14 protein-coding genes are annotated in these 18,814 nt (G+C 32.9%); 7 read left to right on the top strand and 7 right to left on the bottom strand.

The window, feature by feature from the left end:
- Nucleotides 1-148: 148 nt before the first annotated feature.
- The 4 genes from ACODSB_RS08745 (at nt 149) to ACODSB_RS08760 (ending at nt 10,604) form a co-directional block, all read left to right on the top strand.
- Nucleotides 149-2,215 carry a beta-N-acetylhexosaminidase gene (locus ACODSB_RS08745; RefSeq protein ID WP_488936757.1) on the top strand — a complete coding sequence of 689 codons (2,067 nt, stop codon included), beginning with the start codon at nt 149-151 and terminating at the stop codon, nt 2,213-2,215.
- Nucleotides 2,216-2,690: 475 nt separating this feature from the next.
- The gene (gene chiA, locus ACODSB_RS08750) at nt 2,691-7,424 is read left to right on the top strand and encodes a T9SS-translocated chitinase ChiA (protein ID WP_488936758.1); all 4,734 of its coding nucleotides are present in this window, start codon (nt 2,691-2,693) and stop codon (nt 7,422-7,424) included.
- A 503-nt stretch (nt 7,425-7,927) separates the two neighbouring features.
- Nucleotides 7,928-8,701 (top strand): TlpA family protein disulfide reductase, encoded by a 774-nt coding sequence (locus ACODSB_RS08755; protein ID WP_488936759.1) that lies wholly within the window; start codon nt 7,928-7,930, stop codon nt 8,699-8,701.
- Nucleotides 8,702-8,984: 283 nt separating this feature from the next.
- Nucleotides 8,985-10,604, top strand: coding sequence for an ABC-F family ATP-binding cassette domain-containing protein (locus tag ACODSB_RS08760; protein ID WP_053470154.1), 1,620 nt, complete (start codon nt 8,985-8,987; stop codon nt 10,602-10,604).
- Nucleotides 10,605-10,769: 165 nt separating this feature from the next.
- On the opposite strand, the gene ACODSB_RS08765 is transcribed toward ACODSB_RS08760, so the two are convergent.
- The 7 genes from ACODSB_RS08765 to ACODSB_RS08795 all read right to left on the bottom strand — a co-directional run bounded on the left by ACODSB_RS08765 (nt 10,770) and on the right by ACODSB_RS08795 (nt 16,299).
- A complete protein-coding gene (locus tag ACODSB_RS08765) occupies nt 10,770-10,943 on the bottom strand; it encodes a hypothetical protein (protein WP_165590656.1) in 174 nt (57 codons plus the stop codon).
- A 79-nt stretch (nt 10,944-11,022) separates the two neighbouring features.
- Nucleotides 11,023-11,169 carry a hypothetical protein gene (locus tag ACODSB_RS08770; protein ID WP_180858823.1) on the bottom strand — a complete coding sequence of 49 codons (147 nt, stop codon included), beginning with the start codon at nt 11,167-11,169 and terminating at the stop codon, nt 11,023-11,025.
- Nucleotides 11,170-11,200: 31 nt separating this feature from the next.
- Nucleotides 11,201-11,905 carry a hypothetical protein gene (locus tag ACODSB_RS08775; protein WP_488936760.1) on the bottom strand — a complete coding sequence of 235 codons (705 nt, stop codon included), beginning with the start codon at nt 11,903-11,905 and terminating at the stop codon, nt 11,201-11,203.
- A 281-nt stretch (nt 11,906-12,186) separates the two neighbouring features.
- Entirely contained in the window at nt 12,187-13,389 is a 1,203-nt protein-coding gene (locus ACODSB_RS08780) for an amidohydrolase family protein (protein WP_488936761.1), read from the bottom strand.
- Nucleotides 13,390-13,402: 13 nt separating this feature from the next.
- Nucleotides 13,403-14,158, bottom strand: a complete 756-nt coding sequence (locus ACODSB_RS08785; RefSeq protein ID WP_488936762.1) for a hypothetical protein — start codon at nt 14,156-14,158, stop codon at nt 13,403-13,405.
- A 631-nt stretch (nt 14,159-14,789) separates the two neighbouring features.
- Entirely contained in the window at nt 14,790-15,203 is a 414-nt protein-coding gene (locus ACODSB_RS08790; RefSeq protein ID WP_488936763.1) for a hypothetical protein, read from the bottom strand.
- 16 nt (nt 15,204-15,219) lie between these two features.
- Nucleotides 15,220-16,299 carry a hypothetical protein gene (locus tag ACODSB_RS08795; RefSeq protein WP_488936764.1) on the bottom strand — a complete coding sequence of 360 codons (1,080 nt, stop codon included), beginning with the start codon at nt 16,297-16,299 and terminating at the stop codon, nt 15,220-15,222.
- Nucleotides 16,300-16,512: 213 nt separating this feature from the next.
- Between ACODSB_RS08795 and pyrR the strand changes: the two genes are divergently transcribed.
- The 3 genes from pyrR (at nt 16,513) to ACODSB_RS08810 (ending at nt 18,725) form a co-directional block, all read left to right on the top strand.
- Nucleotides 16,513-17,052, top strand: coding sequence for a bifunctional pyr operon transcriptional regulator/uracil phosphoribosyltransferase PyrR (pyrR, locus tag ACODSB_RS08800; RefSeq protein WP_053470147.1), 540 nt, complete (start codon nt 16,513-16,515; stop codon nt 17,050-17,052).
- A 98-nt stretch (nt 17,053-17,150) separates the two neighbouring features.
- On the top strand, nt 17,151-18,077 hold the full coding sequence (locus ACODSB_RS08805; protein WP_116754346.1) for an aspartate carbamoyltransferase catalytic subunit: 927 nt from the start codon (nt 17,151-17,153) through the stop codon (nt 18,075-18,077).
- 315 nt (nt 18,078-18,392) lie between these two features.
- Nucleotides 18,393-18,725, top strand: a complete 333-nt coding sequence (locus ACODSB_RS08810; protein ID WP_053470146.1) for a hypothetical protein — start codon at nt 18,393-18,395, stop codon at nt 18,723-18,725.
- Nucleotides 18,726-18,814 lie beyond the last annotated feature (89 nt).

Here is an 18,814-nt window from a genome sequence, read left to right on the forward strand (position 1 = left end):
TTTAGATTCGGGTGAGAGCGAATCAAAATTTCAAAATTCAGATAGACCTCAAAGCGATAAGTGAGGTAAGCAGAAGTCTTTCTGAGTTTTGTTTTTTTTATAATTTAAATGGATGTTTCAGAAAAGCATCTGACCAAAAAAAATAAAAATGAAATATTTATTTGTACTACTATTAGCGGGTGTAACAGCAGGTGCTCAGGTTAAAAAAGAGCAGTTGAACCTTATGCCCTGGCCTCAGAATGTTGTTGTAAATGATGGAAATTTTACTTTAAGCAAAAATTTTAAAGTTAATATTTCCGGAAATCCAAATCCAAGAATTTTTGGTGGAGTAACTCGTTTTTTGCGCCGATTAGATGGTAGAACAGGTATATTTTTCGAACAAGGTTTTATTTCTAAACTAAACGAATTTCCAAACGCTGAATTACAGATTAACTGTGATAAAAACGGAAAAATTGGTTTATACGAAGACGAAAGTTACAGCTTAGATATAAAATCAAACAAAATAACGATCAATGCAACAAGCGATTTAGGTGCTTTGCACGGATTAGAAACGTTATTGCAATTGCTGAAAAATGACAGTAAATCATTTTATTTTCCGGTATCTCAAATCTCAGATTTTCCAAGATTTACCTGGAGAGGTTTAATGATTGATGCAGCAAGACATTTTCAGCCTGTAGATGTAATCAAAAGAAATATTGATGCATTGGCAGCAATGAAAATGAATGTTTTTCACTGGCATTTGGTTGATGATCAAGGCTGGAGAATCGAAACTAAAAAACATCCAAAACTAATCGAATTAGCTTCGGATGGATTGTATTACACACAAGAGGAAATTAGAAATATCGTAAAATATGCTGATGAGCGCGGTATTTTAATAGTTCCGGAAATAGATGTTCCGGGTCACGGATCTGCAATACTTACGGCTTACCCGGAAATAGGAAGCAAAGTGATCACATTGACAGGAGGAACTTCTGAAAAAAATATTCAAGGTACAGCAATTAGTACCTATGGAATTGAAAGAAATGCGGGAATTTTTACTCCAACATTAGATCCTTCAAATCCTAAAACGTATAAAATCTTAAATGAACTTTTTGATGAGGTATGCCCATTATTTCCCGGAGCTTATTTTCATATTGGGGGAGATGAGAACGAAGGGAAAGATTGGGATGCCAATCCGAAAATTCAGGAATTTAAAAAGAAACATAATTTAAAAACAAACCACGAATTACAAACGTATTTCACCATGCAGCTGGCTCCGATGCTTAAAAAACACGGAAAACAATTAATGGGATGGGAAGAAATCTTAACCAAAGATCTTTCAAAAGAAGCAATTGTACATTCATGGAGAGGTCCAAATGAAGGAGTTGCACCAGGACAGTCATTAGTTGATGCTGTAAAAAAAGGCTATAAAACAGTTTTATCAAATGGGTATTATATTGACTTAATGTATCCGGTTGCAAGTCATTATTTAAATGACCCAATGCCAAAAGGAGCTGATTTATCTGCAGAAGAAAAAGCAAGAATTTTAGGTGGTGAAGCTACCATGTGGACAGAACTTACAACACCAGAAACGATAGATTCAAGAGTTTGGCCAAGAACTGCTGCAATTGCAGAAAGACTTTGGTCAGCCGAAACTGTTACTGATCTAGCCAGTATGCGTAAACGTCTTGAAAACGTTTCTTTTAGATTAGAAGAATTAGGATTAACACATATTAAAAACAAAGATGTTATTCTAAGAAATATCACGAATAATCAAAATCTGGAATCGATTAATGAGTTTTCTAATGTTTGTGAACCATTAAAAGGATATACAAGAAACAAAGGCGGAACAGAATATCAAATGTATTCTCCGCTGACACTTTTTGCTGATGCGTGTACTCCTGATGCTAAAGAATCTTTAGCTTTTAATGATGCAGTAACACAATATTTAGCAAATAAATCAGAAGAGAATAAAGCAAAAGTTGCATCATTTTTCAATAAATGGATTACCCTAAATAAAGGATTAATTGAGTTGAGTGCAAATGCACCTTTAGTGCAGCCAATTCTTCCTTTGTCAAAAAAATTAAGTGACGCATCGCAGGAATTGTTACTTGTTTTAGATAATAAATCGACTCTAAAAGCAGCAGATTTAAAAAGCTTAATAGAGCAATGCAATACAAAAGATCATGCTGACGTCGAGTTGTCAGTTTATGAGAGTTTAAAGAAATTAATTTAAGGTTTGGTTTGAATTAGTATTTAGTAAGTTTAAGTTACCACTAATGTTTTGAGTGTTAGTTATCTCTGCCAGAAGTAACCTCTGGTAGAGGTAATTATGTTAAACTTCGCAAATCTCATTTTAGTCTTCGAATAATATAAAGCATAAAAAAATAACCACTAACGGAGTATTAACATTTTAAAAAACCAAATAGAAAGAATACCTAAACATGACAACAAAAGAGTATAGATTGATGAGTAGTCCCAAATTTATCATTTGTATTTAATATTAATTTTTTTAAAAATTATAAATAAATATCAATCACTACTATTGGCTAATGATTATGAAAAATCAGTAATAGTAATATTTATCTATAGAATTTAATTTGAGTTTATTTCCAATCGACGCAGCCTTCCAACCTGTGTTGAGCGAAACCTGGCAGTAAAAACTGCTTCGGCCCAATTATTTATTTTCTATTAACCAATATTTATTAATTATGAAACATTATTACAGATTGCTCTTTTTGTTATTGTTTCCCCTACTTGCGTTGGCCCAACCCGCCCACGGAAAGAAAGTAGTGGGGTATTATGCGCAATGGTCTATTTATGCCCGGGATTTCAACGTTCCGAAAATTGATGGAAGTAAAATTACGCATTTAAATTATTCTTTTTATGGCACAACGTATGATCCGGCACATCCGGAGAATACAAAATTAAAATGTTTGGATACCTATGCTGATTTTGAGCATATGGAAGGTGGAATCCCGTGGGATGCTCCGGTAAAAGGAAACTTTTATGACTTGAAAAAGTTAAAAGAAAAATATCCTCATTTAAAAGTCTTAATTTCTGTTGGAGGCTGGACAAAAGGCCAGGATCTTTCTCCAATTGCTGCAAGTCCTGTGGCAAGAGCGGCATTGGCTGCAGATATGGCAAACTTTATTGTTACTTATCCGTTTATTGATGGTTTTGACATCGATTGGGAATATCCTCTTTCGGGTGGAACTGACGGTACAGAAATTGTAAATGGCTCGCCTGTTCCTCCACAAAAATACAGCCCTGATGACAATAAAAATTTAGTGCTTTTATTGAAAGCAATGCGTCAGGCAATGCCAAATAAACTGGTTACAATCGCAGCAGGAAACAATGTTCGAAAAGTATCGCAGCAATATTTGGGGCCAAACAACAGATCCCAATACGGAATGACAGAAGACATTTCAACTTATTGCGATTATATCACTTATTTTGGATATGATTTTGGTGGAAACTGGTATGACAAAACATGCTACAATGCTCCTTTATATGCAAGTGGAAATCCTAACGATCCTTTGTATGGTGTAACACAATCTGAATCATTGGACGAATTAACAAATCAATATCTAAATGTAATTGGTTTCCCGGCAAATAAATTAATCATGGGATTACCGTTTTATGGAAAGAAATTTGATCATGTAGCGACAAATTCAACAAATGGATTATTCGTTTCAGCTCCAAGAGATGTAGTGGGAGGATGTACAAATCCGCAAAATCCTATTGGAACTTGGGATGGTTCAGGAGCGTGCGAGCGTTCAGGAAGTATCGAAATTTGTGATTTAGTCGGAAATCCGGTTACAAACTCACATGCTTATTTAGATCCAAATACAATGCAGGTTACATCAAGTGCAGCTTCTGCAGGATGGGTTAGATATTTTGATAATACGACTAAAGTTCCTTATTTATATAATGCTACTAGAAAAGAGTTTATTTCTTATGAAGATAAGCAGTCGATAGATTTAAAAGTTCAGTATATAAAATCAAGAAACTTAGCTGGAGGAATGATCTGGGAATTATCTCAGGATACGAGAGGTTCAATTCCAAATTCATTATTAACTCAGGTTGATACTTCTTTTGGAAGCGTTGTTCCGGGAACAGTAAGTATTTCTGGTTCTGCAAAAAATGGATCAGCTTTAGTTACAGATGTTACGGTTGAATTGCGTAATGCTAGTAATGCAGTAATTCAAACAATAGTTTCGGCTACAGGGAATTTTACATTCAACAGCCTAACTTCTGGACAAAATTATACCGTTACGGCATTAAAAGCGACTTATACTTTTACTCCGGTAACTTTAACAAATGTTGTTGTGAATCAAACAGGAGTTATCATCAACGGAACACAGCCAACTTACACAGTAAGTGGAACAGTTCTTAACGGAAGCACTGGAGTTTCTGGGGTAACAGTTTCTGCAGTTTCTGGAAGTTCAACATTAACAGCAGTTTCAAATGCAAACGGAGTTTACAGCGTTGCAGGTTTAACAGCTGGATTAAATTATACAGTTACTGCTGCCAAAACTGGATTTTCATACACGCCAGCTTCTACAGTTTACAATGCAATTGATTCAAACAAAACGTTGAATTTTACCCAGGGAGCAGCAGTTGTAACTTACACAGTTAGCGGAACAGTTCTAAACGGATCAACTGCAGTTTCTGGTGTAACAGTTACAGCAGCTTCTACAGCAGGAAATGTTACTGCAACAACTAATTCAAGCGGAGCTTATTCACTTACATTGGCTTCTGGCGGAAATTATACAGTAACAGCTGCATTAACAGGACAAACTTTTACTCCAGCTTCAACAGTTTATACTAATTTAACAGCGAACAAAACATTAAACTTCTCACAAGATGTTATTGTAGTTTCTTCAAGCAAAATTAGCGGAACAGTTAAAAACGGAACAACTCCGGTTGCTGGTGCAAAAGTAGAAATTGTTTTACCTTGGACAGACAGCACTCACAACTGGAAAAGCGTTTTAGCAACAACAGATTCACAAGGAAAATACAGTTTTGATAATTCAGTTGTAGCAGGTTATACAACCGTTACAAGTTTGAAATTAAACTCTTGGGAAAACGGAGAAACAGCTTATTTTCCAAATAATTTGGCAAATTTCCCAGTTCCTGCAAACCCAACAGTTTATAACTTTAATACTAGTTCTACAGCAAAAGCAGCACAAGTTCAGGCAAACTTAATTAGCGGAACAGTTAAAAACGGAACAACTCCGGTTGCTGGCGCAAAAGTAGAAATCGTTTTACCTTGGACAGATAATACACATAACTGGAAAAGTGTTTTAGCAACAACAGATGCATCAGGAAATTATACTTTCGATAATTCAGTTGTAGCAGGTTATACACAAATTTTAAGTTTGAAATTAAATTCATGGGAAAATGGTGAACAGACTTATTATCCAAATAACTTAGCCAACTTTGCAGTTCCAACAACTCCAACAGTTTATAATTTTAACAGACAAGCAGTAGTGGCAACTAAGCCTGTAGTTACTATTACAGCGCCAACAGCTTCGGCGATTGCTATAAATTTAGGATCATCAATTAATTTTGTTGCAACTGTTGGATTAAGTGCCGCAGATGCTACTACAATCTCATCTGTTGTATTTAGTTTAGACGGACAAACTATAAGTGCTTCAAATTCTTCAGGAACTTATACAGCGAGTTGGACACCAGCAGCAAATCAGTTTTCGGCTTCTCATACGTTAACTGTTACGGCTACTGCATCAAACGGAACAACAGAAGCAAAAACATATAGCTTTACATTAACTTGTTCAGGTTCAAATTGTCCTAATTCATTACCAGTAATTACTTGGAATTCACCATCTGCTACTGTATACCAAAATTCTTTCCAGGCTGTGCCAATTTCAGTTACAGCTGTAGATAGTAACGGATCAGTTTCAGGTGTTACGATTACCATAAATGGAGGTACATTTAACATGACAGCAGGTACAAATAATACTTATACGTATAATTTTACACCATCTGCTTATCAGGATTATCCAGTTGTTATCAAAGCAACCGATAATCAATCTGGTGTAACTACATTAAACAATACCATTAAAATTGCGCAAGTAGGCACAAATAGATTTATTCCGCTTCCATCTAAAATTATTTTAGGATATGCACATTCTTGGGAAAATGCTGGTGCTCCATTTTTATATTTTTCTCAAATGGTAGGAAGTAAGTTTAACGTAGTTGACTATTCTTTCGTAGAAACAGTTAATCGTGATGGTTATACACCAATATTAACTACAAATGACAATAGATATTTGACCAATGGTGTTTTCAATAAGCAATTGTTGAAAAATGATATAAAATCATTAAGAGATAGTGGCGTTCCTGTTATTGTTTCTATTGGAGGTCAAAATGGTCATGTTGTTTTAGAGAATGTAACTCAAAAAAATATTTTTGTTAATGGTCTAAAAGCAATTATCGACGAGTATCAATTTGATGGAGTTGATATTGATTTTGAAGGCGGATCGATGAATTTTAGTGCAGGAAATCTAAGAGATATTTCTTATGCGGGAATTTCTGCTTATCCAAGATTGAAAAACGTAGTAGATGCTTTCAAAGAATTAAAAGCTTACTATGGCCCTGGATTTTTATTAACTGCAGCTCCGGAAACACAATACGTACAAGGAGGATATTCTACTTATACAGATACATTTGGTTCTTTCCTTCCAATCATTCAAAACTTACGTAATGAATTAGATTTGTTAGCGGTACAATTGTATAATACAGGAGGAGAAAACGGATTAGATGGTCAATATTACGGTTCAGCTAAGAAATCAAATATGGTTACAGCCTTAACTGATATGATAATAAAAGGGTATAACATTGCTTCAACAGGAATGCATTTTGATGGTTTACCAGCTTCGAAAGTTCTTATTGCATTACCGGCTTGTCCAAGTGCAGCAGGCAGCGGTTATTTAACACCGCAAGAAGGAATAAATGCAATGCATTATTTAAGAACCGGAACTACTTTTTCTGGAAGAACATACACGATGCAGCCAGGCGGACCATATCCTTCTTTAAGAGGTTTAATGACTTGGTCTGTAAACTGGGATGCCTCTTCTTGTGGAAATTCATCTGAATTATCTAAAGCGTATGCCGCTTATTTCGCATCACAAGGTGCAGCAAAAACATTAGCTCTTGATGATATTTCTTCAAAAAGCAATGCAACGATAGCATATTTTAAAAACAATGCATTATCTGTTTCAAATGAAAACGAAGATATCGCCCAAGTTGATGTATTCAACATTGTTGGACAAAATTTAGTAAGTCACAGAAATGTTCAAAACAATAAAGAAGTATTGCTTCAAAGTCATAGTTTCTCAACTAAACAATTGTTTTTAGTTGTAGTAACAGACAAATCTGGAAACAAGAAATCATTTAAAGTAATGAACTTTTTAAACTAGAATAAAAGGATTTAAAATTTAGAAATAAAAGTATTGGGACGGTTAAAATTGAGTTTGGTTATTTATTTTTTAATCTAATTTTTATTTCGAATAAATGCAGTGAATTAAGGAGATTTGTTATTTGGTTTTCTCCTTGAGGATCGCATTATGAACCTGGCAATTATATTGCCAGGTTTTTTTATGTTTTATAATGAAATAAAGGGATGATTATTTTTTAGGAGCTATTTCCTGCTATCCGTTCCAATCTTTTGTGTCTCGTTAAAGAAACGAGACACAAAAGGATTTCCACTACTATCAGGGCTAGGACATTAAGTTTCATCAAACATTTTGTTCCTCAGGATGACAAGATTATGGTGCATTATAAAAAGCGAATAAAATCCGCATAATCCGCGTTTTCGCGATAGCGAATCCGTATCATCTGCGTGCCATTTCTTCACGATTAAAACCCAAATTGCAAACTATTTTAAGTACTTTTGACTCCAGAATTATTGCATAAAATCTTTATGAAAAACTTCATCACCATTATAATCGCATTTTTATTTTTCACTTTTTCTTTTGCTCAAAATAAATTTGGAAATCCGGAAGTAAATCCCATTCAAATTCAAAAAACTTTTGGAGATTGGTGTGCCTATCAAAGTAAAAACATAATGCTTTCCAGAGATTTTATTGCACTTGATGTTTCTTCAAAAGAAATTTCAAAAGAAGCTTTTTTAGATCAGTTAGCAAATGGAAATTTCATTCCAGTTAGATTAAAATCAGAAGATTCGGTTTACTATTACAAGCTATTCAAAATTCAGCCAAAAACAGATACCAGTATAAAAGCAACCATCAACCAAATAGGTTTTGACGCCCTTAAAAACTATAAAATGGAAGGAACCGCTTTTCCTCCATTTTTATTTAAAGATTTAAATGGAAATGAAGTTTCTAACGAAACAATGAAAGGAAAAATAATCGTTATAAAATGCTGGTATATTCACTGTACACCATGTATAAGAGAATTTCCGCAGGTAAATAAACTAACAGAAGCATATAAAGACCGAAAAGATATTCTATTTATAAGTTTAGCCGAAGATTCGCCGGAACAATTAAAAACATTCTTAGCCAGAAAACCACTTTCGTATACTGTAATTCCAGACATGAAAGAGTACATGAATGAATCTTTACAGCTAAATTCATTTCCAACACATTTTATTCTAAACAAAGAAGGATTGATTTCTAAAGTCATGCCAAATTTCGAAAGCTTAGAAGTTGCTTTAGCGAAAGAAAGTTATAATTGAATTAATCTCGCAAAGTTACCTCATTTTTGTCATTTCGAGGAACGAGAAATCTTCGTAAGCAGCTCCGCAACGATAAGCTAATCTTTGTCGAGTTTCTTGCGAAGATTTCTCGTTCCTCGAAATGACAAGATTGCGTAATAATCATCTGCGTAAAACAAAACTCTGCGTCTTTGCGCCTTTGCGAGAAAATCCTCGTTCGCATAAAAAAACTTAGTCCCTTTGCACCTTTGCAACTCTGAACCTTTTTCACTACTTTTGCACCAAATTAATTAAAAAGACATTCATGTTAACAGTCAATAATTTATCAGTTCAATTTGGCAAACGAATTTTGTTTGACGAAGTAAATACCACATTCACTCACGGAAATATTTACGGCGTTATTGGAGCCAATGGTGCTGGAAAATCTACATTTCTAAAAATCATTTCAGGCGATATGGACCCAACTTCGGGACATATTCATTTAGAGCCGGGAAAACGTATGTCGGTTTTAAACCAAAATCATAACATGTTCGACGAACATACCGTTTTGGAAACCGTTTTAATGGGAAATAAAGTTCTGTATGCTGTTAAAAAAGAAATGGATGAACTTTATTTAGACTATAACGATAAAAATGCAGACAGAATAGGGGAGCTTCAGGTTCAGTTTGAAGAAATGAACGGATGGAACGCTGATTCTGACGCTGCTGCAATGTTGTCTAACTTAGGAATCAACGAAGAGCATCATTATACATTAATGGGCGACATGGAAGGAAAAATGAAAGTTCGTGTGCTTTTGGCGCAGGCACTTTTTGGAAATCCGGATTTGCTTATTATGGATGAGCCTACCAACGATTTGGATTTCGAGACCATCGCTTGGTTAGAAAATTTCTTAGCAAACTATGAAAATACTGTAATTGTAGTATCTCACGACCGTCACTTTTTAGATGCCGTTTGTACACATATTTCTGATATTGATTTCGGAAAAATCAATCACTATTCAGGAAACTATACTTTCTGGTACGAGTCTAGCCAATTAGCGGCGAAACAACGTGCACAACAGAACAAAAAAGCAGAAGAGAAGAAACAAGAACTTGAAGAATTTATTCGTCGTTTTAGTGCAAACGTTGCGAAATCGAAACAAGCGACTTCTCGTAAAAAAATGATTTCTAAATTGAATATTTCTGAAATCAAACCTTCAAGCCGTCGTTACCCTGCGATTATTTTCGATCAGGATCGTGAAGCTGGAGATCAGATTTTAAATGTAGAACACCTGTCAGCTTCTGTAGATGGTGAACTTTTGTTTAAAGATGTTCATTTAAATATGGCAAAAGGAGACAAGATTGTTCTTTTCTCAAAAGATTCACGTGCTACAACAGCTTTCTATGAAATTTTAAATGGAAATCAAAAAGCAGATTCTGGAACTTTTGACTGGGGAATTACAACAAACCAAGCGTATCTACCTGCTGAAAACCATTCTTTCTTCGAAAATGATTTAACTTTAGTAGATTGGTTACGCCAATATGCTAAAACAGAAGAAGAGCGTGATGAGGTATTTATTAGAGGTTTCTTAGGGAAAATGATTTTCTCTGGTGAAGAAGCTTTAAAAACAAGCCGAGTTTTATCTGGAGGAGAAAAAGTACGTTGTATGCTTTCCAGAATGATGATGGAGCGTGCTAATGTTTTAATGCTTGATGAGCCTACAAACCACTTAGATTTGGAGTCTATTACAGCATTCAATAACTCATTGAAAAACTTTAAAGGTTCTGTAATTTTCACAACACATGACCACGAGTTTGCACAAACTGTTGGTAACAGAATCGTAGAATTAACACCAAACGGAGTTATCGATCGTTACATGACATTTGACGAATATCTTGATGATGAAAAGATTCAGGAACAAAGAAAGAAGATGTATAATCTTTAATTTTTAAATTACAATATTATAAATTCCAAATTACAATTTAGAATTTACAATCTTTGACCTTACAACTTTGTCAAAGTTTTAAACTTTGACAAAGTTCTACATCCATAAAAAAATCCCAAATTCCAGATTAAACTTGGAGTTTGGGATTTTTTAATTTTTTATGTCTTATTTGCTTCCGAAAACCTTAGCTAAAATCCAGATAACAATTGCAATTATAAAAATCACAATAAATATCCCGAATCCCATTCCGGCTTTAAAAATGTCTCCAATAACTTCGCAGCTTGTAAATGAAAACAGTATAACGAATACCATTAACAATCTTGTAATTTTATTTTGCATGATTCTGAGTTTTTAAATTTCTATATTAAAATTACTTCATGAATCAGCAAAATGCGTTATAGAATTTTTTGGAAATGTTTTATGATTTGGATTCTAGTTTTGCAGATTTTTTTTGCGAATGTTTTAAGTCCATTTCTTTGATGAAAGAATTACGATTAAAATTTTTTACAAATCCTGACTTTTCTCCTTTTTCTAATTCTTTAATTATATTTTCTTTTTTGAACATTTTTTTAAACCTAGTTAACTTCCTTTATGGTTTAATCAAAACCATTTATAAATTGTAAATATTCTTTATCGGTCAAATATCCTTTTAGTTTTACGTCCATTTTGTTTGAAAGAGGATTTAAAATAATTTCTATTTTTTCGCCATGTAAAAAATGAAACCATTTGGAATCTAATAAATATTTTTTTTGTTCTTCTTCCAAAGCTTTATAATTGTCTGTATGATTATAATAATATTTTTCAGAGAGATATTCAGTTTCGGTAATTTGGATTTCGCTAGACTTAAAATAACACATTGCTGATTCTGTTGCAAAAAATATTTTCTTTTTTCCGGCTGCAACAGTATCTGATTCAATTCCGGCAATTAGAAAACCTAGGTCTTTTTTAGTCTTGTTTTTAAAAATTACAATACCTCTTTTAGGTTTTTTTTCGGCCTCTAAAGTAAAATCGGCACAACAACATCCTTGATGTATTTGATAAGTTTCATTGGCTTTAAATTTAGTTATAAAATCAATTACATAATTTTCAGCAGTAACCTTGCAAACGTCAAATTCGTTTTTGTTTAATTTGATTCGAATAATAGTGTCTTTTTCTCCAAACCGCTGACCATTAAATTCAAATTTTATAGGATTTTGAGCTTCCTTTCCAGCGTATACAGGATTTTTTAATTTTATAGTAGCTGTTTGCCCAAAACTACTTTGAAAGATGTATAAGATTAAAACTAAGAGGATCTTTTTCATTTATGTTAGTGGCTAAATGTATTGTAAGTTATTATTATCTACTTGTGCTAAAATATATTTTATAGACCAAAGTTAGTTATGAAAAAGATGATTTTTTTGAAAAAGATTTTCAAAAAAGAGCCATCGGCTCGGTTCATATTTTAGGGCCGGATTTCAATCCAGTTTAAAAATAAATTGAGAAATAAATAAAAAGATCCGTAGGTTCGACACATTTTATTCGTTATGAATATTGACAGAACCTACGAAACTTTATTAAAGTGTTTTAATCGATTTATAATTGATTAAAACAAATACCTTTTATTATTAGCACTCATAAATTGATCAAAATATCCGCTTAAATTCTTTTGCCCAACGGCAACGACTTTTAGTTCAGCATTTTCTTTTGCAACCATAAAATAATCTGTTCCAAATAAAACCCGCTCTGGGAGAATAAGACCGTTTTTTAAATCATTAGATAATTGTATCATGCAATTTTCATCGCATAACGAATACGAAATATCTGTAAACGCATTAGGATATTTATCTATCAGGATTTTTTGTTTGATAATTTCATACCATGATGTTAGATTACCTTCCAAGGTTTTTGCAACCTGAAACAATTTGGCAGTTTTTGCATCTGGATTTTTCACACCTAATATTTCAATATCTCCGCCCATGTGCGCAATGCAGAGTTTTAGTTTAGGGTATTTGTCTAAAACAGGAATATAATTTTCAGGATGTGAAAAAAGATTACACGCTCTGGCATTTTCCCTAAATGATTTGTCAGAAGCCTTTTTATAAGCAGCAATACGGGCAGTAATTACAGGCATTAAAGGATGCGCCGGATTTACTGATGTAGGATTGTCAGGAATAACCGACCAGACATTTTTACCTAAATAATAACTACCGCCGCGTGTGCAATGTGTCATAACAGGAATATTATTTTTTTCGGCGTATTGATAAAGACTGTCTAATCGCGCATCAAAAGGGAAAAAGCCATTTGCAGGATATAATTTAATTCCAACAAAGGTTTTACTTTCAATTGCTTTTTTTAGATTTTCGAGGTTTTTAGTATCCGGATTTCTTGGGTCTACACCATAAAAAGGAAATAATGTATTTGGGTAAGTTTTTTTCAATTTGTAAATATCCTGTATTTGTGAATTGAAATCTTTTTCAGGTTTTTTGTCGGGATCACTCATATAATCCATATCAATTGTGAGTGCGATTATTTTTATCCCACTGTATTCAGAATTATCATAAGCTCCTTTCAAGTCAAGAAAGACTTCTTCTTGCGAAGCCATTACACCAATTTTTAAGAATTGTAAAATTCTTTTCGGAATTAAGTTTCCTAATTTTGTAATTAACCAGGAGACAGGTCGGGTTAATATTAACCATTTAAGAAATGTAGAAGCTCCGTCTCCAAGTTTGGCTGCTACCTGTAAAAAGTCTTTTGGGGCACATTTTCCTGTAAAGATGTGCGAATGAATGTTGTATATATCGTTCATGATTGTATAGTTTTTAAGATGGTTTTATTCCGGCTCTTCTAATATTAATTGCTTTTACCATAACTTCAAACCAAAAAGGAGCTCCGAAACTTAGAGCAAATGCTGAAATTAAGATCCCTAAAATCCACCACATATACCTTTGGAGGATTTCTGTTGTTGTTTCTTTTGCTTCTTTTGGTTTTTCAGTTCCTTTTGTTTCTTTTGATTTTTTATCATCAAAATGATATCCAATTGGAAGAGCATCATCTTCTATTTCAGTAATTATTGATTTGATATTTTCTATATTTTTCACAATACCAGCTGAATCAATTTCTTTAGCATTAATTTTATTTTCAAGAGCTTTCTTTTCTGCTATTAACACAAGATCTTTTCGATACTTGTCATCCGTATTTAATTTTTTAATTAGAGTTATAGAATTAACGTTCAGTGCTAAACAAACCAATAAGCTTATAATGAAAAGACTTCTTTTCGTTTTTGTTTTATACCAGCCGCTTACTCTTTCCATATAGTCATCAAACCATTTTGAAATTGCTTTTTTTAAATCAGGATGGTTTTCTGTTTTTTCATAGAATGCCCTTAAATAACTTTTTAATGGGCTGTAGTTCATTTGATCAAGTCCTTTTTTAAATCTCTTATAAGGATCTTCAATGCGTTCTTCGACTAGCTTAACATCTACTAAATTTGTAGATCCTTTTGGATCAAAAATATTTTCAAATTTTGTAGTTTCAGATTGACTTCCAATAATATCAATCAAGGCATCAGCAAACATATCAGACGAAATGTATTGCGGGTAAGAATCTCTGTTTTTTTTAAGCTGATCGATGCTAAAGTGGCTGTATAAGCTGGCACCGTAGCTTTTGTTCACAGGATCGTTTAATAGTTTAAGAATTGTTTCGTAAAGGAATCGGCCTCTTTTTTGGGTTTTGAAGGAGTACCATTCAAAGAGTAACGAAACAAGAGTACTAAAGAGAAAGTAAAATAAACCTAACGCAATTAGTATTTCCAAAATTTTAGATACTTGCATAGATAATTTGTTTTTGGTTAAAAATAAATTAGTTTAATTTTGGTTAGTAAGAAAAACCACAGCTAATTTATTTAAACAAATGTTAAATTATTATTTGTAAGGTAAATATTTCACTTTATCGAATCTAATTTGTTGTTTAGCGATTAATTAACGAATGAAAAGTACTACAATAATAAAAAAAGTTAACATTTAAAATTGAATTATAACGAATTGTTTATTTCTAATTTCCAAATTGTTAAAATTGTAAGAACCGGATTTTAATCTGGTTTATAAGGTAAGAAGAAAAAATTACCCAAATTGGATATTTTATATAATTGAGTTTATATTGTAATGAATTACAATTTGTTACAAAAAAAATAATTCATTCCTATGGAATTTAGAAGGGCTTAATATTTATATAAACTTTTGATTTAATCGTTTTTATTTCCAGAAATACAAGTCCGGTTATAACAACAATTTCTCCTAAAAAGTAAACAATACCAAATATAGAAATGCTTTTATAAGCATATAGCAAAATACCAAATGTCAAAACACAATAGAGTATGTTAGCGGTACAGATTATTTTTAAATACATTTTCCAATTATTTTTTGCTAGAAAAAAGCAGGTAAGAGAATAAATTGAAAAAAGGAGCGCCAGTAATGAAAGGTATTCTAAAGTAGTTTTAGATAAACCAAAAATGATATTGAAAGTTCTAAGAACGAAAAAAAGTAATATAAATGTGAGTAATGCTCCTACAGCATCTATTAGAAATATGGTTTTAGGTTTTTTGATATGCTCTTGAAAGTTCATTTTTATGATTACTTATTTAAAATAAATAAATAGTAAAGACTATTAAAATTATTAGCGTTATAAAGCATCCTGACGATTGCTTTGTATATTTTTGATTTGGTGAATATCCACTTAGTTTATTAATTTCCTTATTAAATTCTTTTTGCCAAGAATCAGTTATCTCAAATGTAATTTCTTTATTAATTACAATTGGAGTTTGATTTTCTTTTGGAGGATTTTGTATAATTGAAATAACATTATCAAGTTCTAAAGGAATAATAGATAATTTTTCCACTTGTGAACCAATTAAATTCTGAAGTAAATAAACAGCTCGTTGATATTCCGAAGGGACATTTACAAATCGAATCCTTTCTTCAAATGCTATAACATGTTCTAAATATTCCTTAATCAGTTTAGTAACATGGTGAATCTCTTTTAAATCACCTGGTTCACCAGGTTTACCCCAACTTTTAGTCAGACTGTCCAACAATCCAACTGCAGGAGATGAAATCCTGGTTAGCTCAGTTATTCTTTCTTGAATCCAATTGAAGGCTTGTTCTGCATTTATGTTTTCTAATGGTTTTAAATATAATCCTTCTTTTAAATCGTTAAGTTTTCTAAAAAGTGGATTATTTAGAAATCTCATTAGTTCAGCAGAAAGCCTATATTCCCATCCATCTGGTTTGTCAATTATAATTCGTTTGATAATAGGTGGATATTCAGTAAACTCTTTAAGAATAGAAATTTTTTCGTTATATAATATTCGATCAGTATTATTTCCTAAAGAAGAAGCAATAAATTCTTCATGTTGTTCTCTCCAAATAAACAAAATGCTAGTAGAATATTTTTGTTCATCCGTATCAACAAGTTTATGACAATTTCGACATAGCCAGATTGAGTTAGTGATTTCTGCTCTTGAAGAATCTGTCATCTCAGTGCTATATCTTTTTGCCCCTATTCTCGCTCCATAAATATGAGCAGCTTCTCCTATTTTTGTTGACTTTTCGGGGTCAGAATTTGGACCAACAGTAAGAACTCTACAGTCAGGATTTGAACATTTGTAAGCTGCTCTTTTCGCTAAAGTATCAATTGTATTTTTGCTAAAATCTGGAGTCATTAATTAATGTTTTACCTTGGATGAAAATCTTATTTTTAATTAGATATTTAATAGTAAAAATAAGATTTTATTCTTAATGTTAATTTAGCTTAAAAAGATTTAAATGTCTTTCTACAGTTCTTGTTTTTTGTTTAAAAAATATTTCCCATCCCAACACCCCAACAAATAAATTCTGATTTTGTATATTTGCCCAACCAAACATTACAATTACTTATGAGCCAAAAAGTATTACTTAATTCAAAAGAAGTTACTATCATACTCCATCGTTTGGCTTGTCAGTTAATCGAAAAACATCTTGATTTCTCTGATACAATTTTAATCGGGATTCAGCCGAGAGGTGTTTATTTGGCTGAGCGTTTAAAACAGATTTTAGAGAACGAATACCAAACTCCTGAAATTTCTTTGGGATATCTAGATATTACTTTTTTTAGAGATGATTTCCGCAGAACCGATAAACCGCTTGAAGCCAATAAAACTCAGATAAATTTTATAGTCGAAGACAAAAAAGTCATTTTTATTGATGATGTTTTGTTTACGGGACGAAGCATTCGTTCTGCCTTAACTGCGATTCAATCTTTTGGAAGACCTTCTGAAATTGAATTGTTGGTTTTAATCGACAGACGTTTCAGCCGTAATTTACCAATTCAGCCCGATTACAGAGGCCGTCAGGTAGATGCAATTAATGGCGAAAAAGTAAAAGTGAGCTGGAAAGAAAATGATGGTGAAGATGTGGTTCACCTAGTGACAAATTAAGTTTAATCGGTTAACCGGTTAATTGTTTAATCGGAAGTAAATGATTAAACGGTTTAACAAATAAAACGATTAAACAAATAAATATATAAACAAACACAATGAAAGAATTAAGCGTAAATCATTTATTAGGAATTAAATACATCAATGAGAATGATATTAACCTGATTTTTGAAACGGCAGATCATTTTAAAGAAGTCATTAACCGACCAATTAAAAAAGTTCCTTCATTACGAGATATTACCATTGCCAATATTTTCTTCGAAAACAGTACAAGAACCAAACTTTCCTTTGAATTAGCGCAGAAACGTTTATCTGCAGATGTTATTAGTTTTTCTGCAGCACAGTCGTCGGTTAAAAAAGGAGAAACCCTGATTGATACTGTAAATAATATCCTTTCAATGAAAGTTGATATGGTTGTAATGCGCCACTCTAATCCCGGAGCGGCTTATTTTTTATCTAAAAACGTAAAAGCCAGTATTGTAAACGCCGGAGATGGAGCGCACGAGCACCCAACTCAGGCTTTGTTAGACAGTTATTCTATCAGAGAAAAACTAGGTGATGTTACCGGAAAAAAAGTAGTTATTGTAGGCGATATTCTGCATTCGAGAGTTGCCTTATCCAACATATATGCTTTGCAGATGCAAGGCGCAGAAGTAAAAGTCTGCGGACCAAAAACACTGATTCCGAGATATATTGAATCACTTGGTGTTACAGTTGAACCAAATTTACGCAAAGCTTTAGAATGGTGTGATGTTGCGAACATGCTTCGTGTACAAAACGAACGTATGGATGTAAACTTCTTCCCGTCAACACGTGAATATGCACAACAATACGGAGTTGATAAACCACTTTTAGATTCTCTTGGAAAAGAAATCGTAATCATGCACCCGGGACCAATCAACAGAGGAGTAGAGATTACTTCTGAAGTTGCTGATTCTGATCATTCTGTTATCTTAAATCAGGTGGAGAATGGAGTAGCGATTAGAATGGCGGTTATTTATCTTTTGGCTTCTAAAATACAGTAGTTTTGTTTCAAGTTTTAGGTTTCAGGTTTCAAGTTGTTGGAACTTGAATATCTGGATGTCACCCTGAGCGAAGTCGAAGGGCTTTTACGTGACGAGGGCTTCGACTTCGCTCAGCCTGACAATCTGTAACTGATACTGAATACTGAGACCGAGAACTGAGACCGAGAACTGCGACTGAACACTGAACACTGAATACTGAATACTGAGACCGAGAACTGCGACTGAATACTGAAAACTGCGACTGAACACTAAAAAAAACTTCGTACCTTAGCGCTCTGAAAAATCAATTTTTATATTAGCCCCACAAATTATAAAATGAAAGTAGATCAAAAAGGACATACCGTTACCATAAAAGATACGCAAGGCGATTTTAATGGCTTTGTAGAAAAAGTAACGCAGCAGTTTAAAACCTTTGAAAAACAAAATATTATAATCGATTTGTCATCAGATTCTGAATTGACAGAAAATGATTTAAAAGCTTTTTTACCGCTGGTTAAGCTTCAGAAAAAAGCAAAAAAATCGTTTGTAATTGTAGCTTGCGATCTTGATTTTAATGCCATTTCAGATAAATTAGTTGTTGTTCCTTCTCTTTTAGAAGCACACGATATTATCGAAATGGAAGAAATTGAAAGAGACTTAGGGTTTTAATTTTAGATTTCTGATTTTAGATTTTAGATTTTTTTAATGCTAAATCTAAAATGTTTTTATCTAGAATCTAAAATCAACAATCTAAAATC

This window comes from Flavobacterium sp. FG68 (genome assembly GCF_057808895.1).

Excerpts from the sequence above, each read along its gene's own strand:
- ACODSB_RS08805 (WP_116754346.1), top strand. The coding sequence starts at position 17,151 with ATGAAAGAATTAAGCGTAAATCATTTATTAGGAATTAAATACATCAAT.
- ACODSB_RS08760 (WP_053470154.1), top strand. The coding sequence starts at position 8,985 with ATGTTAACAGTCAATAATTTATCAGTTCAATTTGGCAAACGAATTTTG.
- ACODSB_RS08765 (WP_165590656.1), bottom strand. The coding sequence starts at position 10,943 with ATGCAAAATAAAATTACAAGATTGTTAATGGTATTCGTTATACTGTTT.
- ACODSB_RS08745 (WP_488936757.1), top strand. The coding sequence starts at position 149 with ATGAAATATTTATTTGTACTACTATTAGCGGGTGTAACAGCAGGTGCT.
- chiA (WP_488936758.1), top strand. The coding sequence starts at position 2,691 with ATGAAACATTATTACAGATTGCTCTTTTTGTTATTGTTTCCCCTACTT.
- ACODSB_RS08755 (WP_488936759.1), top strand. The coding sequence starts at position 7,928 with ATGAAAAACTTCATCACCATTATAATCGCATTTTTATTTTTCACTTTT.
- pyrR (WP_053470147.1), top strand. The coding sequence starts at position 16,513 with ATGAGCCAAAAAGTATTACTTAATTCAAAAGAAGTTACTATCATACTC.
- ACODSB_RS08770 (WP_180858823.1), bottom strand. The coding sequence starts at position 11,169 with ATGTTCAAAAAAGAAAATATAATTAAAGAATTAGAAAAAGGAGAAAAG.
- ACODSB_RS08775 (WP_488936760.1), bottom strand. The coding sequence starts at position 11,905 with ATGAAAAAGATCCTCTTAGTTTTAATCTTATACATCTTTCAAAGTAGT.
- ACODSB_RS08790 (WP_488936763.1), bottom strand. The coding sequence starts at position 15,203 with ATGAACTTTCAAGAGCATATCAAAAAACCTAAAACCATATTTCTAATA.
- ACODSB_RS08810 (WP_053470146.1), top strand. The coding sequence starts at position 18,393 with ATGAAAGTAGATCAAAAAGGACATACCGTTACCATAAAAGATACGCAA.
- ACODSB_RS08780 (WP_488936761.1), bottom strand. The coding sequence starts at position 13,389 with ATGAACGATATATACAACATTCATTCGCACATCTTTACAGGAAAATGT.
- ACODSB_RS08795 (WP_488936764.1), bottom strand. The coding sequence starts at position 16,299 with ATGACTCCAGATTTTAGCAAAAATACAATTGATACTTTAGCGAAAAGA.
- ACODSB_RS08785 (WP_488936762.1), bottom strand. The coding sequence starts at position 14,158 with ATGTTTGCTGATGCCTTGATTGATATTATTGGAAGTCAATCTGAAACT.